The organism is Pseudonocardia ailaonensis, from assembly GCF_039531635.1.
Classification (GTDB): domain Bacteria; phylum Actinomycetota; class Actinomycetes; order Mycobacteriales; family Pseudonocardiaceae; genus Pseudonocardia; species Pseudonocardia ailaonensis.
In genome coordinates this window covers 756168-770806 of sequence record NZ_BAAAQK010000005.1, presented here as the reverse complement: position 1 = coordinate 770806, position 14639 = coordinate 756168, and the positions used below count along the sequence as shown (strand labels likewise).

Annotated in this window: 18 protein-coding genes and 2 pseudogenes; 11 read left to right on the top strand and 9 right to left on the bottom strand. The window is 68.0% G+C overall.

Annotated features, from left to right (window positions below; genetic code table 11):
• Window positions 1–355 precede the first annotated feature (355 nt).
• A complete protein-coding gene (locus ABD324_RS37235) occupies window positions 356–685 on the top strand; it encodes an acyl-CoA dehydrogenase family protein (protein WP_425565827.1) in 330 nt (109 codons plus the stop codon).
• 124 nt (window positions 686–809) lie between these two features.
• Here the strand turns inward: ABD324_RS37235 and ABD324_RS12420 are convergent, their stop codons facing one another.
• Entirely contained in the window at window positions 810–1319 is a 510-nt protein-coding gene (locus ABD324_RS12420) for an alpha/beta hydrolase (RefSeq protein ID WP_344415732.1), read from the bottom strand.
• A gap of 629 nt (window positions 1320–1948) precedes the next feature.
• Here ABD324_RS12420 and ABD324_RS12415 point away from each other — a divergent pair.
• Window positions 1949–2536 (top strand): TetR/AcrR family transcriptional regulator, encoded by a 588-nt coding sequence (locus tag ABD324_RS12415; RefSeq protein ID WP_344415730.1) that lies wholly within the window; start codon window positions 1949–1951, stop codon window positions 2534–2536.
• Between the two features lie 61 nt (window positions 2537–2597).
• On the opposite strand, the gene ABD324_RS12410 is transcribed toward ABD324_RS12415, so the two are convergent.
• The 3 genes from ABD324_RS12410 to ABD324_RS12400 form a co-directional block, all read right to left on the bottom strand.
• Window positions 2598–3977, bottom strand: a complete 1380-nt coding sequence (locus ABD324_RS12410) for an MFS transporter (RefSeq protein ID WP_344415728.1) — start codon at window positions 3975–3977, stop codon at window positions 2598–2600.
• Between the two features lie 123 nt (window positions 3978–4100).
• Window positions 4101–4499 carry a nuclear transport factor 2 family protein gene (locus ABD324_RS12405; RefSeq protein ID WP_344415726.1) on the bottom strand — a complete coding sequence of 133 codons (399 nt, stop codon included), beginning with the start codon at window positions 4497–4499 and terminating at the stop codon, window positions 4101–4103.
• 765 nt (window positions 4500–5264) lie between these two features.
• The gene (locus tag ABD324_RS12400; protein ID WP_344415724.1) at window positions 5265–5729 is read right to left on the bottom strand and encodes a hypothetical protein; all 465 of its coding nucleotides are present in this window, start codon (window positions 5727–5729) and stop codon (window positions 5265–5267) included.
• Between the two features lie 182 nt (window positions 5730–5911).
• Between ABD324_RS12400 and ABD324_RS12395 the strand changes: the two genes are divergently transcribed.
• On the top strand, window positions 5912–6142 hold the full coding sequence (locus ABD324_RS12395; RefSeq protein ID WP_344415722.1) for a MaoC/PaaZ C-terminal domain-containing protein: 231 nt from the start codon (window positions 5912–5914) through the stop codon (window positions 6140–6142).
• Here the strand turns inward: ABD324_RS12395 and ABD324_RS12390 are convergent.
• Together ABD324_RS12390 and ABD324_RS12385 are read right to left on the bottom strand one after the other, a co-directional pair.
• A complete protein-coding gene (locus tag ABD324_RS12390) occupies window positions 6082–6738 on the bottom strand; it encodes an SDR family NAD(P)-dependent oxidoreductase (protein WP_344415720.1) in 657 nt (218 codons plus the stop codon). The genes ABD324_RS12395 and ABD324_RS12390 overlap by 61 nt on opposite strands.
• 28 nt (window positions 6739–6766) lie before the next feature.
• Window positions 6767–6901 carry a hypothetical protein gene (locus ABD324_RS12385; protein ID WP_344415718.1) on the bottom strand — a complete coding sequence of 45 codons (135 nt, stop codon included), beginning with the start codon at window positions 6899–6901 and terminating at the stop codon, window positions 6767–6769.
• Window positions 6902–7325: 424 nt separating this feature from the next.
• Here ABD324_RS12385 and ABD324_RS12380 point away from each other — a divergent pair, with 424 nt between their 5' ends.
• The 7 genes and pseudogenes from ABD324_RS12380 to ABD324_RS37220 form a co-directional block, all read left to right on the top strand.
• Window positions 7326–8012 (top strand): isochorismatase family protein, encoded by a 687-nt coding sequence (locus ABD324_RS12380; protein ID WP_344415716.1) that lies wholly within the window; start codon window positions 7326–7328, stop codon window positions 8010–8012.
• A 50-nt stretch (window positions 8013–8062) separates the two neighbouring features.
• Window positions 8063–8863 (top strand): annotated as a pseudogene (locus ABD324_RS37230) (TIGR03619 family F420-dependent LLM class oxidoreductase); the annotation flags it as partial.
• On the top strand, window positions 8785–9180 hold the full coding sequence (locus tag ABD324_RS37225) for an EthD domain-containing protein (protein ID WP_425565846.1): 396 nt from the start codon (window positions 8785–8787) through the stop codon (window positions 9178–9180). The pseudogene ABD324_RS37230 and the gene ABD324_RS37225, both read left to right, overlap by 79 nt.
• Window positions 9177–10799, top strand: a complete 1623-nt coding sequence (locus tag ABD324_RS12375) for a flavin-containing monooxygenase (protein WP_344415714.1) — start codon at window positions 9177–9179, stop codon at window positions 10797–10799. The genes ABD324_RS37225 and ABD324_RS12375 overlap by 4 nt, the downstream gene beginning before the upstream one ends.
• Window positions 10800–10891: 92 nt before the next feature.
• Window positions 10892–11197, top strand: a complete 306-nt coding sequence (locus tag ABD324_RS12370) for a hypothetical protein (RefSeq protein ID WP_344415712.1) — start codon at window positions 10892–10894, stop codon at window positions 11195–11197.
• Window positions 11194–11748 (top strand): Dabb family protein, encoded by a 555-nt coding sequence (locus tag ABD324_RS12365; protein WP_344415710.1) that lies wholly within the window; start codon window positions 11194–11196, stop codon window positions 11746–11748. Before ABD324_RS12370 ends, ABD324_RS12365 begins: the two co-directional genes overlap by 4 nt.
• 74 nt (window positions 11749–11822) lie before the next feature.
• A pseudogene (locus ABD324_RS37220) lies at window positions 11823–12137 on the top strand (helix-turn-helix domain-containing protein); the annotation flags it as partial.
• A 216-nt stretch (window positions 12138–12353) separates the two neighbouring features.
• On the opposite strand, the gene ABD324_RS12360 reads toward ABD324_RS37220, so the two are convergent.
• Window positions 12354–12572, bottom strand: a complete 219-nt coding sequence (locus tag ABD324_RS12360) for a hypothetical protein (RefSeq protein WP_344415708.1) — start codon at window positions 12570–12572, stop codon at window positions 12354–12356.
• Window positions 12573–12724: 152 nt separating this feature from the next.
• Between ABD324_RS12360 and ABD324_RS12355 the strand changes: the two genes are divergently transcribed.
• On the top strand, window positions 12725–13180 hold the full coding sequence (locus tag ABD324_RS12355; RefSeq protein WP_344415706.1) for a nuclear transport factor 2 family protein: 456 nt from the start codon (window positions 12725–12727) through the stop codon (window positions 13178–13180).
• A 56-nt stretch (window positions 13181–13236) separates the two neighbouring features.
• Here ABD324_RS12355 and ABD324_RS12350 read toward each other — a convergent pair whose 3' ends face one another.
• Both ABD324_RS12350 and ABD324_RS12345 read right to left on the bottom strand, forming a co-directional pair.
• Window positions 13237–14016 carry an SDR family oxidoreductase gene (locus ABD324_RS12350; protein ID WP_344415704.1) on the bottom strand — a complete coding sequence of 260 codons (780 nt, stop codon included), beginning with the start codon at window positions 14014–14016 and terminating at the stop codon, window positions 13237–13239.
• Window positions 14017–14190: 174 nt separating this feature from the next.
• On the bottom strand, window positions 14191–14637 hold the full coding sequence (locus ABD324_RS12345; protein ID WP_344415702.1) for a nuclear transport factor 2 family protein: 447 nt from the start codon (window positions 14635–14637) through the stop codon (window positions 14191–14193).
• Between the last annotated feature and the right edge of the window lie 2 nt (window positions 14638–14639).

The following is a 14639-nucleotide window of genomic DNA, read 5'->3' as shown; positions in this document are numbered from 1 at the left end:
GAGGGCAGGGCGGCGGGCTGCCGGAGATCGTGCTCGCCTGCGAGGAGGACGGCCGCGCCCTCGCGCCCGTCCCGCTCGCCGGACACCTCATGGCAGCGAGGCTGCTCGTCCGCGTGTGGCCGAACCATCCCGACACCGTGTACGCAGCCCGTAGCGAGGAGATCCTGAGCATCGCCACCGTGTCGGCCGACGCCGGCGGTCCGCAGCTCGCTCCCGCCGGCGCTGTCGCGTCCGAGTGCTCGCCGTGCACGCCAGCGATCTCGTGCTCCTCCGCCGCTCGACGCCTCCGCCGCACGAGCCCAACGACGCGGCGCTCCCGGTTGCCTGATGGGGATCCCGCGATCTCGCGACCGAGGTGATTCCCGTCGCGTCGGGGGCGCAGGCACACGAACTGTGGACCTCCGCGGCGGGCGACTACCGGGTCGCCGTCGCGGCCCATCTCACAGGCCTCGCGACCGCCGCTACCGACCTGGCGTGGCGCTACGCGGTCGAGCGCAAGGCGTTCGGCTCACCGATCGCAGGTTTCCAGGCGATCAGCCACACACTCGTGGACTGCGTAGCCGCCACCGACACCGCCCGCAACCTGACCCGCCGGGCATCGTGGCTCCACGAGCACGAACCGCGGTGCCGACCAGGGCTGTCTGCCATGGCATTGACCTTCGCCGCCTCCACCCCACCCGGGTGACCGCGAAGGCCGTGCACGTGCACGGTGGCTTCGGGCTCACCATGGAGGCGGACGTTAGCCTCCATCACCGTCGGTCGGTGGCCTGGAGCCAGCTCACAGGGGGATGCCTCGCACAGAGCCCACGCTAGAGCGGCTCACCGAGCCGCGGCGGGCCGCGATAGCCGGTCCGGCCGCAGCAACATCGACGTCCGCGGAGACACAATGAATTTCGCACCCATCGAGCTGACTGCCGAGCAGACGGCGCTCGTCGCCGAGCACGGGGGTGCTCGACGAGCACGGGGGCCCCGACGATCACGCCCTCTGCGTGGGCCACGACCAGCCCCCACCTGAGCTGCAGGAGATCCTCGCCCTCGAGCGGGAACATCGTGTCGGTGTTCATCGGCGCGGTGAACGTCGGGGAGCCGCATCGCAGGTCGAGCCAGGGGCACAGCAATACGAGGCCGTCCACCGGCGCACCGGAGTGTCGGGCGACCTGGCCAGCCGAGAGCGCGAGCTCGGCGCCCGCCGAGTCCCCGACCAGGACGACGGCCTCGCGGCCCGCCTCCGCGCGGACCTCGCCGAGGACGGCGAGGACGTCCCGCAGCCCCGCCGGGTAGGGATGTTCCGGCGCGAGCCGGTAGTCCACGAGCACCACCCGCCCCCGTGGCGACCAGCGAGGTCGCGGACCCGGTATCGGCGGTCGGTGTACCCAGCCGAAAGCCACCGCCGTGGACGTAGACCAAGACGCCCCGACCCTCAGCGTCCCCGCGACTTCGGGAACGACTGTCCGGCAGGCGACTCCGGCGATATTGACGTCGGTCACTCTGACCCAAGGATCGGCCCGGCGTGCGGCTCTCGCGGCAGCCGCACGCCGGGCTGCCAGACCCTCGCTCGCGGGCCGCCCCAGCCGCTCGACGGGCAGGGACGTCGGGGGCGGGGTCGACAACCGGAGTACCTCGCCATCAGTTGTGGGGGTTTTGTCCCTGACCGACGTACTGCTCTCGACTGGGGATGCGGACAGGGTTCTTGACGTGTCTGTCACACCAGGATTCTCCATGCAGATACACTGTGTGTATTACATCAAAGGTGGGAAGCGAGTCTGCGTCACGATCATCCCGCGGAGGGCTTGCCGGAGGAGATTCGCGCCTGACTGGGGTGATATCTGTCAAGCGCTTGCTCGGTCGATACACCGCCCTCCCGCCCCACCCCAGCAATGTAGGAGAAACGATCAGCAACGCCCGGCAGCAGACCGCTCCCGCCCCAGCCCGGCCGGACGACTCCTCCGTGCCGCCCGATCTGGGCGACCGGGCGGCCCGCACACGCCAGATGATCATCGAGTCGTGCCGTGAGCTCTTTCTCACACGGGGGTACGCAGGCACCCGCATCAACAACATCACGGACGCGTGCGGGATCTCCCGAGCAGGCTTTTACACCTACTTCCGTGACAAGCGCGAAGTTTTCAACCTGCTCGGCCAGGCTGTGCACGACGAGAGCATGGCGGTGCTTTCCGAGTGGAACGACCTGCCTCGACCGTGCTCAGTCGAGGACGTCTCGGCGTGGGTGCAGCGCTACTTCGCGTTCCTCGACCGGCACGGGGGCTTCGTGCTCTCGTCCCACTCGACCCCAGACGATCCGGATCTGCAGCCCACGGTCGTGCGGCACACGATGCGCGCGTTCTTCATCCTCGGCGTCGGCCTGCGGTCCCATCAGGCCACGCCGACCACTGAGCCCGAGCTGTTGGGCATGATGGTGAAGTCCGCGCTCGACCGCACGTGGCAGCAGATGATGATCCCTGGTCTGCCCCTCGAGCAGGGCGACATCGTCGACGCGACTGCCCGCATGATCATGGCCATGTTGCGGGAACCGGGGTGAGCACCAGCCGCTGGCGGTGCAGCTGTTTAGCTGATGCAGCGTACGCCGGAACGGCCCCGGGTCAGACGGGCTCGGCGACGGGACCGGACCCCGCCGGTGTCGCGCGGTTCGTCCTACCGACGCTGGCGAGGGAGATCCCCTTGGTCTCCCTCGAGACCGCGATGAGGATGATCGTGGCGACCGCAGTGGCGATGACGTACCAGGTGAAGATCTGCGGAGTGCCCCTCGCCGTGAGCCAGGTGTTGAGGTAGGCGGCGGTGCCGCCGAAGATGGCGGACGAGAAGGCCAGGGTCCCGCTAATTGCGAGGCCGCGGGTCCGGGTGGCGAACTGCTCCGACAACCAGGCGACCTGCATCCCGGTGCCGAAAGCGAGGACCACGTTGGCCAGGCACATCGCGATCAGCAGGGTCCAGGCGCTACTGCTTAGCAGGCCGGACAGGGGGAAGGACAGGGCCGCGACCAGCACTCCGTAGATGATGAGGTTCCCCCGGCGGCCGATCTTGTCGGAGAGCCGCCCGGACAACAGGATGGCCCCGCCGTAGAGGACGGTTGCGACGACACCGACCCACATCGCCGCCGTCGGGTTGACCTTGTGGAAGGTGATCGCGTATGTGGGCGCCATGACCGACCACTGGTAGCCGAAGACCAGTGTCGACCCGGTGACGACAATCGCGCGCAGGACCAGCAGGAAGGTGCCCCGGCGCGAGATCTCCCCGCGGGCCGCGGCGGCCACCGGGGCCACGGACGACGCGGCCTCGGGCAGCGTCGCGCTCTCTGCGACATCTCCCGTGGTGGTCCGTGTGAAGGTCTCGGGCTCCGCCAGCGAGCGGCGCAGGTAGAGGACGAACACCCCGAGAACGGCACCAATGATGAACGGGATCCGCCAGCCCCACGCGGTCATCTCCGCCTTGGTGAGCAGGGTGCTGAGCAGCGCCCCGAGCAGCGTCGCCAGGGTCAGGCCGACCACCACGAAGGCGGTGTTGGTGCTGCCGAGGAACCCGCGGCGGGCCGCCGGGACGGCTTCTCCGACATAGGTGACGGAGCTGCCCTGCTCGCCGCCCTGGGCCATGCCGAGCGCGATCCGCACCACCACAATCCACACCGAGGCGCCAGCGCCGATCATCCCGTAGGTCGGTGCCACGGCGGTAAGCAGGCAGCACAGCGAGCTGATCGAGATGGTCAGGACCAGGACCAGCGTCCGGCCCCGCCGGTCGGCGAGGCGTCCGAAGACGATCCCCCCGATCGGCCGGGCGACGAACCCGAGTCCGAACACCGCGAGTGTGGAGAGTAGGTTCGACACGTCGCTGTCGCCGTGGAAGAACTGACTCGAGAAGTAGATCGCGAAGATCGCGAAGATCGTGAAGTCGAAATACTCGAGCGCTTGCCCGAAATTGACCGCCAGCAGCTCCTTGCGCCGCGACGGTGAAGGCCGATCCGCCATTGGACCCTCCTGAAAGAGAACGATGAGTACGCACGTACGAACTGCTGCACGACAGCTTCCACCGATACCGGAAACACTCGTGGGGCACGGCCGACCGGACACAGCCCGGGGGTGGCCAGGGCGCTACACCGGCGGCTTGAGGCCGGCTTCCTGACCGCGTTCGGCGGCGTAGTCGTAGTAGAGCCGCCAGGCGGCGATCTTGTCGCCCTCGAACTCGAAGACCCCACAACACGGGATCTCGTAGTGCATGTCGTTGTGGTCGGAGGTGTCGAGCCATTCGACCGCGACCCGGTTCCCCGACGCCGTCACAGTCTGCGGCGTGGTCACTACATCGGTATAGTGGGAGGTCCACAGGGTGAACATCCGGTGGATCTCCGCCCGCCCGGCGTACGGCTCCTTCATCATCATCTGGATGTAGCCGTCCTCGGTGAACAGGCTCGTCGCCTCGTCCGGGCTCAGCTTCCCCATGTCGCGATGGAATCGCTCGACAACAGCGACGATCTCGTCGGTACCTACCGTCATTCCACAGTCCTCTCCACACGGACCTCCGCTACACCCTGTCACGGGCCCGGCGGCGCGGTGGGATCCGCGTCGCCGGAACCATCGGGATCTTCGTCACCGCTCGGGGACCTGCTCGCGGTGGGCGAGCGGACCGGAGCGGAAGGTCGTACAGCCGGGTCTCGGCGTACCGGGCCTCGTCGTTGTAGATGTCGGTCCGACGAACAGCGGTCCGTAGGACGTACATCGTCCACCGCACTTGACGATTATGTCAATAGCGGTCTTACGCCCGCCGCCACGGGCTCCGACTCGTTCCGGCGATGCCGCGGGACGCGCACATGCCGCACCGATCGCGTCATGGATCACCCTCCCGCCGCAGCGGACCGCTGTCGTGCCCGGGACCCGGACCGACAGCTCCCTCGCCGGTCGTGGCCTGACACACTACACCAAGCAAGCGACCGCTCAACTCGATTCAGGCGGTTAGTTCTGAAGTCGGTCACCGGGCTGCGCTCGATTAAGAGCCGCTGCATCTCCCGGCGGAGGAACCTTCACCGCCGTCCCGGACCGCGTGCGATCGTGGCAACGGAAGATCAAGGTCTCGACAGAGGTCGGGTCTTCCACCTGAACGACCCGCGCCGTCGCGCTCAGCGTACCGGGGTCGGACGTCACGCGGACGACCATCCCCGCGACGCCGTGCACCGTGAACGTACTGCTCTCGGTCCGGCCCAGCGCCCCGCGAACGGCCTGGCGCCCGGTGATCTCGATGTCCGGAAACGACTGCGCCGTCCTTCACGACCGATACGGCAAGGACGCCGTCCTCGGCGAACAGATCCGCCGCTCCGTCGAAGTCACGTGCGTCCACGGCTTGTGCGTACTAGTCGACGAGGGAGCGCAACTCCTCATGCACTCCTGCAGGTACGACGTTGACGTTGCGGCCCCACTGACCGACCCGGCGGCCACCTTGCCGCCGAAGTGCTCGCGGAACGCACGTACGAACTCGGGCAACAGATCCGATGCCCGACCCCCGTTGGACGCGAGAGCGGACAAGCGGAAGGACAGGTCGGTCACGCCCGATTCGAGCAGCGCAGGCACCCGGTCCAGCGTCGCGGCGAGGTCGATAGCCCCGTCGCCGCACGGACATCCGGAACCTTGCCCTCCACCCGGAACGACGCCGATGCCGATGTGGACGCCGATCGTCATCCCGGATTTCAGCCGGGCGACGACGTCCGTAGTCGTCATCAGTTGGTCGGACATGGCACCGCTTCCGTTCCGGACTGGGTGGGTACCGGGCCGACGCCGACGAGACCGGATACTACCAAGCACTTGGTTGAACAGTTTCGCATGGAGCCGCGGGCGCCGGCCCGGCCGCACCGAAGAACAAATCAAGCGCTTGATTTAGCCATTGTCTGGGTTCGGACGCGGAAGTGGGACGCTTCATGACGACGCAAGCCGACCACAGCTCGACCCAGACCTCGCCAATGGTGGTCGAGGGGCTCGAGACGCTGCGGGCCGCAGCAGGCACCCGCCTCGGGCCGACACCGTGGCTGCGGGTTGACCAGGCGCGGATCGACGCGTTCGCCGAGGTAACCTGCGACCACCAATGGATTCATGTCGACCAGGTGCGCGCACGGACCTCATCGGGTCGACGATCGCCCACGGCTATCTGACCCTGTCGGGGCAGGTTGCGGTGCCGGCGGCCGGTTGTTCGCCAGCGGGACTCCGGCAGCCCGCCACACAGGGAGGGGATGTCCTCGGTCAGACCCCACGGGGATCGGTTGCCCGCCCCCGTCCACCACGATGCAGTGGCCGGTGATGCGCTACGCGATGTCCGAGGACAGGAACAGCAACGCGTTCGCCACGTCCACGCCCGGCTCGGCGCCAGGGGGTTGAACGGGTTGCCCCCAAGCTCGAAGGGCGACAGATCCGCTGCCAGGTTCGGACTTCGCCCGCCGACGTCGCCCGGGGCCACGGCGTTGACTCGCACGCCTGCGGGCCCGAGCTCGGCCGATAGCGTACGGACCAGCGAGATGACCCCGGCCTTGACCGCACCGTAGGCGGCGTGGAGCTGGGAGCTGCCGATGCCGTCCACCGATGCGATGCTGGACATCGCCCCGCCGGTGCCCCGCTCGACGAGGACCGCGACAGACTCCCGGAAGCAGTAGAAGACCTGGCTGAGGTTGGTCTCCAGACCGGTGGCCCAGTCGTTGTCAGTGGTATCCGCCAGGGTGTGCCACCCCGCTTCGCCGATGATGTCGACGGCCATATCGATTCCCCCGAGCACGGCGGCGGCATCAGCAACCGCGGCCCGAGCACTCGGTGGGCCTGCGCAGGTCGGCGACGATGGAGTGGGCCTTGCCGCCGAGCTCGTGGATCCCGGCGACGATCGCCTCCGCACGATCCCGGTCCGTGTCGATGCAGGCGACCATCGAGCCAGCCTCCGAGCCGTCGCTCGGCCGTGGCCGGCCCGCTCGGGCCGGAAGCCCGCTCCGGCGACGACGGCCCGTCGGTCGGTCAACCCAAGTCGATGACGGGATCTCCTCTCACAGCAGAGACGCCGTCTGGTCGGCCGGTTCCCACCTCCTGCGGCGGGGACCACGGGACCGGCAGCCTGCCGCGCAGGAAACCGCCTTCTGACGAGAACGTCAAGTCTGCCCAGACGTCTGGCCGCCGTCCGAGTACAGACCAACTCGATGGGACGGATCCACTGCGCCACTGGGCAGAGTAAACTACACTGCTTTCTGAGTTGACATAATCGTCAAGCTTCGGTAGAACGACGGGGCCCCGGATGTCGTCACAACGCACCGTTCCTACAGAGCGGGACACACCGCGAGGCGCCTCCAGGTCCAGGTCGTGTGGGTCCTGCCCGTGCCCGCGCGCTTCCTCGCCACCGAACCCGAGGACACCACAGACAATGACATCGGCCAGGCGCTCCTTCTTCCTCGATCCCATGACGACCGCGGTCGTCTGTCTCGGGTGCCAGAACGGTGTACTGGGCCCGGATGCGGCGCTGCCGGACCTGGCCGCCGACGACGCGCCCGTGCTCGACGACATCGAGCGCCTCCTACACGCCGCCCGGGACGCAGGGGTGCTCGTGGTTCACGCGGTCGCCGCGGGTGCGTTCGGCCCCAAGGACTTGGGGCCCACCCCACTGCTGCACTCGTTGGCTGCGAGCAACCACGACTGGCACCCCGATCACCCCGCGACTCAGGTCGTCCCGCGCCTGTGCGCCGACGGCGAGCTGATGATGCGACGGCGTTTGGGCCTGTCCCCAGCGAACAACACCGAGCTGCTCCCCTGCTGCGGAGCCGGGGGACCCACACCGTCTTGCTCGCTGGGGTGTCGCTCCATGTCGCGATCCTCCTGGCCACTGCGGACGCGACGGAGCGTGGGTTCGACGTGGTCGTCCCGCGCGACACCGTCGTCGGCACTCCCCGGGAATACGGCGAGCAGGTCCTGCGCAACACGCTGGCGATGCTGGCCCGACTCACGACCGTCGACGCGCTTGTCGCAGGCTGGACGGAACGGGGCGCGGCCTGAGCACCCTGCCTGAAGCCCGCCTGTAGTCCGCCATCGACGTAAGGAGCGCAGTGAAGTTCGTTCTGCAGTTCCCGGTCCGGGCGACGCGCCGCTGGGACACCTGGGTCGGTGATGGGGATCTCGCCGACCTGGCCGTCGCTGCCGAGAAATGCGGTCTCGCGGTGTTCGGCTTGTCCGACCATCCCTTCTCCCCGCACAGCTGGGTCGAGCAGGGCGGACACCACTCCTTTGACCCGTTCGACACGCTGGCCTTCGCCGCGGCGCGGACCCGACGGATCCGGCTGCTGACAGCTCTCCTGGTCGCGGGCTACCGCAATCCGCACCTGACCGCCAAGTCCCTGGCCAGCCTCGATCTGCTCTCCGGCAGTCGCGTCGTTGCCGGCAGGGGTGCCGGGTACCTGCGCGCGGAGTTCGCGGCCCTGGGCGGTTCCTTCCCCGACTGTGGCGCGCGCTTGGACGCAGCCGTCGACGCGATGCGCCGCTCCCGGAGCGGCGAGCTGGTCCACAGCGACGGACCCTTTCCTGCCGGCGGCAACGTCGCGCTACCACGCCCGCGCCAGCAGCCCGGGCCCCCCGTCTGGATCGGCGGGAACGGACGGGCCGCGAGTCGGCGCGTTGCGGAGCGCGGGGACGACTGGCTGCCGTTCGAACAGCCGACGGCGATGGCCGAGATCACCGGAACGCCCCCGCTGATCCCCGAACAGCTCGACGAACGGATCGCCGAGATTCGGCAGCGGCGCGCCGCCACCAGCCGCCCCCGGGACTTCGACGTGTGCTTCACCCCGCTCCCGGGCCGCGACCCCGCGGCCGACACCGACTACCTGGCGGGGCGGGTGGCCGGGTACGCCGCTGCCGGGGTCACCCTCCGGCCCGCGCCCCCGCTCCTCGGGGGCGAGACCGGGAGGCGGAGTACGACGTGGTCACCGAGATCTGGTTCGACGATCGGGCCGCGTTCGACGCGATGCGGGCGAGGCTGGCGACGACCCAGACTGTGCTGCGGACGTCGCGGCCGACGAGGAGAAGTTCATCGACAGGTCGCGTTCCCGCATCGCCTTTCGTCGAGCCCGGGGGACCGAGACGTCTACCCAAGACCCACGGTGAACGACAGCCGGCACATGGCCGGCGAACAGATGCCGACCTCAACCCTTGCGGAACGGAACAGCAATGACACAGAAAACGCAGGCCAGTCGTCTCGACGCAATCGTCATCGGAGCCGGCTTCGGCGGTCTCTACGCACTGTACGAACTCCGCCGGCAGGGCTTCGACGTGCTCCTACTGGAGCGAGCCCCCGGGGTCGGCGGGACCTGGTACTGGAACTGCTACCCGGGCGCACGTGTCGACGTGTACGGCATCGAGTACTCCTACAGCTTCTCCGATGAGATCCAGCAGGAGTGGGACTGGAGCGAGGTGATGCCGACCCAACCCGAGCTCGAGCGGTACCTTAACTTTGTCACGGACCGACTCGATCTCCGTCGGGACATTCGGTTCAGCACCACCGTGACAGCCGCCCGTTTCGACGAGGAGGCCGGAGTCTGGTCGGTGGAGGCCGACACGGGTGAGCGGTTCACCGCGCAGTTCGTCGTGGCCGCCACCGGCTGCCTGTCCGCCCCGCTCGCCCCGAACATCCGAGGTGTCGAGGCGTTCAGCGGTGACACGCTGATTACCAGCACCTTCCCGCGCGAGGGCTACGACTTCCGCGGCAAGCGGGTCGCCGTCGTTGGCACGGGTTCGTCGGGGGTCCAGGCCATCCCGATCGTCGCCGAGCAGGCCTCGAGCCTGCACGTCTTCCAACGCTCGGCCGCATTCACCCGGCCGGCCGGCAACCGGCCGATGGGCCGCGACGAGATGGACGCCATCAAGGCCTCGTACCCCGATCTCCGCCGGCGCCTCGCCGAGACGTTCACCGGCACGATCCACGTGGGTGCGATCACCGTCGAGGACATCCCGACAGACGAACGCATCCTGACGGCGAGCCCGGAAAAGATCCGCCGGAAGGTCGCCGAAGACGGTTGGTCGGCGCCCTGGGGCTGGTACGACGCGTTCGTCGACCCGGCTGCGAACAAGGCCGCCGTCGCTCTGTACGGCGACCTCGTGCGGGGCGTCGTCCAGGATCCCGACGTCGCCGAGTCGCTCGTCCCCACGTATCCTCTTGGATGTAAGCGGCCGATTTACGACACGGGCTACTTCGCGACGTTCAACCGCGACAACGTCACGCTGGTCGACCTGCGGAAGGAGCCGATCGACCGCGTGACGCCCGACGGCATCGAGACGGCCGCCCAGAAGTACAACTTCGACGTCATCGTCTACGCAACCGGATTCGACGCCATCACCGGAGCACTCACGCGAATCGACATCCGCGGCCGCGATGATGTCTCGCTGAAGGCCAGATGGCTCGACGATGCCCGCGCGTACCTGGGACTCCAGTCACACGGCTTCCCGAACCTCTTCATGGTGAACGGGCCAGGCAGTCCCTCGGTCCACATCAACGTCGTCGCCGCGGTGGAACACCACGTCCAGATCATCGCCGACCTAATGGTGCACATGGCGAAGAACGACAAGACGACGGTGGAGCCGGACGTCGAGGCCGAGATCGGCTGGGCGGAACGTGTCGATTCCCTGGTGACTGGCACGATCCGCGCGTCCGACGACTGCAACTCCTGGTATCTGGGCTCCAACGTCGCTGGCAAGCGGCGCAAATACCTCACGTTCGTCGGCGGCCAAGTCGCCTATCGGCAAGCATGTGACGAGCTCGTCAACGGCGGCTACATCGGCTTCGTCTTCGACTGATACACCGGCTGACGAATGGCCGGAACCTGCGTGATGCAGGCGTTCTGTCAGCACTGTCTTGCCAGCACGTCGAGATTCTGGAGGAGTAGTTCGTGAGTCGCGTTGCGATCATAGACCGTATCACCCTCGCGGAGGACCGGGTCGAGTCCTGGCTCGGACGCCTGGACCAGGAGTACCGGCCCACCGTCGAGGAACGCGGCGCCATGCTGGTGAGCTCATGGCGCCGCCACATCGACGGGGAGACGATCGAACTGTGCCTGGTCTGGGAGTGCCCGGACATTGCTGCGTTCTGGAAGGTCCGCAGCGAGGCACGGCTCGATCCCAGGATTCTGGAGTGGTGGGCCGCCACCGACGACATCGCCATCAGCCGCGATCGGAAGGTCTACGGTTCGTCATGACGCGCTGGGTACTGCAACTGAAGCTGGCCCCCGAGGCCTCCGTCCGTGACCTGCCTGGCGCGGCGGGCCAGCATGAACCCGGATCGTACGGGGGCGGTGACGCGACCTGGGACATCGTCGCCGACGTCTTGCCGACCGTCGATCGGCCCGGCATCGAGGTGGTCGATGCCGTGGCGCTTGCGCCGGTCGCCTCGCAACACGTGTCCCTAGAAGGCCCGCGCGTGAAAAGGACGCTCCTACTCGGCCTGAAACCGGGTATACCCGACGACGTGCGGACCTCCTTCGAGCACTCGCTCACCGGCATGCCCCTCCACATCGGAGCGATCCGGAGCTGGTCGTTGAGCCGAGTCGACCAAGCCTTGAGCCCGTCCCGATGGACACACGTCTGGGAGCAAGAGTACGAGTCGATCGACGGTCTCCGGGTCGACTACAGCCGGAGTTCCTACCACTGGGCGGGTGTCGACCGATGGTTCGACACGGAGATGCCCGACGCGATCGTCGAGAACACGTTCACGCACGTGTTCTACGTGGCCGAGCGCCCCGTGCTCTGAAGGGGTGACGGATGCCCGCTCTCGGGGGAAGGTCGTAGTTGTCACGACTGCCGCCCGCGGCCAGGGGCGTGCCCATGCCGTTTGGCTGGCCTGGGACGGCGCAGATGTCGCCGCAATCGACCTGTGCGGCCAGACCGGATCGGCTATCCGCTCGCGTCCCTCGCCGATCTCGACGAGACCCGCGCGCCGGTCGAGGCGGAAGTCCGCCCCTCTCGAGCTCCGAGTCATGCTTCGGAACTGGCTGTCCCAGGCCGACACAGATGAAGGCCGCTCGAATTCCTACCTACGGATGGCCACGAGTCCACGCCGAGCTGACCCTCGGGCTGGGCCTGGTGGTCGACCACAAGCGTGTCGCCAGGCTCATGCGCGAGGCCGGCGTCCAGGGCCTGTACCGGCGCCGCAGCCGAGGCTGCACCATCCGTCACCAGCACGCCGACCCCTATGAGGGCCTGGCCGACCGAGACTTCGTCGTGGACGGTCCGAACGACACCTGGTGCACCGACATCACCGAACACCCCCACCCGGGAAGGGACGATCTACTGTGCGGCGGCCATCGACGTGGATCCAGGCCTGTCTCTCTCGATGATCGAGCAGGGTCGGGCGGCTCAGTCGTCATCACCGGATCGACCGCGGCCCTCAAGGGCTTCTGCCACGGCAACGCTGGTGCGGCCGCCTACACTGCCGCCAAGGCCGGCCTGCTGGGGCCACAGCGGCATCGACACGCCGATGATCCACAACGACTCCGGAGGGATATGCTTGACCGCGCGCGGCGCAGCCGGGCGAACCTGGCGAACGCCCTGCCGGTGGGGCACATCGAGGCTCACGACGTCAGCAGGCCGTCGCCTGGCTCGCCTTCCCTGCGGCCCGCTACGTGACTGGTATGTCGCTGGCCGTGGACGCTGGCTTCTCCGTCCTGTGAACAGACGATCGACACGATCTGCCCTCGAGTGATTTGCTCTCGGCGAAGGAGTTCACGATGAACGAACTGCAGTTCTTCAGCGACAAGCACCAGATCGAACAGGTGTACATACGCTATTGCGAGCTCGTCGACGCCAAGGACTTCGACAAGCTGGACCAGGTGTTCGCCGCGGACAAGTACGGCTATTACTGGGGCGCCAGCCGCACCCACTCGGAGCACACGCGGGACTCGCTGATCGCTGGCATGCATGCCAGCCTCGGACCGGACTCCCTCTGCGGTGCGACCGCACACAACGTCTCCAACTTCCGCGTTCGGATCGACGGAGACCGCGCGTTCACTAAAGTGAACTTTTTCGCCGTCCATCGCGGACGCGGACAGTTCGACGGGGAGCTGTGCTCGCAATGGGGTACCTACGAGGACGAGTTGGTGCGCACTCCGCAGGGATGGCGGGTGTGCAAGCGAAACTACACGAACATCCTCAACGAGGGGCCAATCGTGACGGTGCCCGCCTGAGGTTGCCGAGCATCGGCGATCCCCGGGCGGGCAGTCGGAACGACGCCAGGCCGTTGCTACCCGAACGGGCCGGCCCCACGGCGCATCTCGTCAAGCGTGATGCCGACACTCCGGCCCTCGTCGAGCACGAAGTCCGCCCCGTTGTAGCCGATGCTGTCGTCCGAGGCGAGGAAGACCAACGTGGGGACGGCCCGCTCACCGAACCACTTCTCGTCGACGGCCGATGCCTGGTCGAACCCCTTGACGCTGGCAGTCGCGTCGAGGAGCTCTTGAGCGGCCTCGGATCGAGGCGCCTCGTGCAGGAAGGCGCTGCCTCCACCGAGCCCGGAGACGCAGTTGACCCGGACACCGGGCGACGCCTCCATGGCGGCCGCCTTGGTCAGCCCGCGTACGGCGAACTTGCTCGCGATGTAGGACGTGTGGAAGGGGGGAACGCGAAAGACTCCGCTGGACGCATAGTTCACGATCGACCCCCGGCCAGCCTTGTTCATGATCGGTAGAACGGTTCTCATGCCCAGGAACGTGCCCACCTCGTTCACGCGGTTCACCCGGAGATAGGCGTCGAGCGGGGTCTCGACCAGGAGACCCAGGTACAGGGTGGCAGCCACGTTCGCCAGGACGTCGACGGTGCCGAACTCCCGCAGCGCCACGTCGACCAGCTCCTCCCAGCCGGCTTCCTCTCCCACGTCGCAGTGGACCGCCCGGGCGCGCGAACCGAGCTCGGCCGCCATGGCTTCTGCCCGCTCCGCGGCGATGTCCGCGACGACGACGTGGGCCCCTTCGGCGGCGTAGGCGCGGGCGGCCGCAGCCCCCACTCCGCGACCACCGCCGGTCACGATGGCAACCTTGTTCTCGAGCCGACCCGACATCAGATCCTCTTCGTGGTCCGTACCGGTGTACGCCACCGGTATCCCGACATGGCCGCCGCGACGGAACGCGCAACGGGGTTGAACAGCCTTCGGCTGCTGCCGACGGCCCGCCCGGCCCGGGTGGGTACCGGCCGAGTCCGGTCAGGCGGCACGGAGCGGACGCTGGAGCTGCCACGCGATGTCGATCCGCCGTGAGGCGACGCGCCACCGTCCGTCGAGGCAGGTGTACGAGTCCGCGTACTCGATCAGCAGGAGGTCGTCGCGCGGTTCGCCGTCGTCCTGCCGGAGAAGGTGGTGAGCCAGGCAGGTGACCGCCGCGCTCACGACCCCGGTCGTGACTTGCAGTTCCTGGCGGCCGACGAAGTGGAACGTCCGCTGGTAGCGGGCGGCCAGACCGTCCACAACGGTGGCGACCTCGGCCCGCCCGGTGAGTCGCTCACCGGACGAGGTGACGAGGACCCCGTGCGGTGCGAAGAGCGCGGCGAACGCGCCTCGATCTCGGGCGTCGGCCGCGCTGCCGTAGCGCTCGACGAGATCACGCAGCTCGAGCCTGCGGTGCAGCTCGTCCTGGAGAGCATCGGTGGTCACTC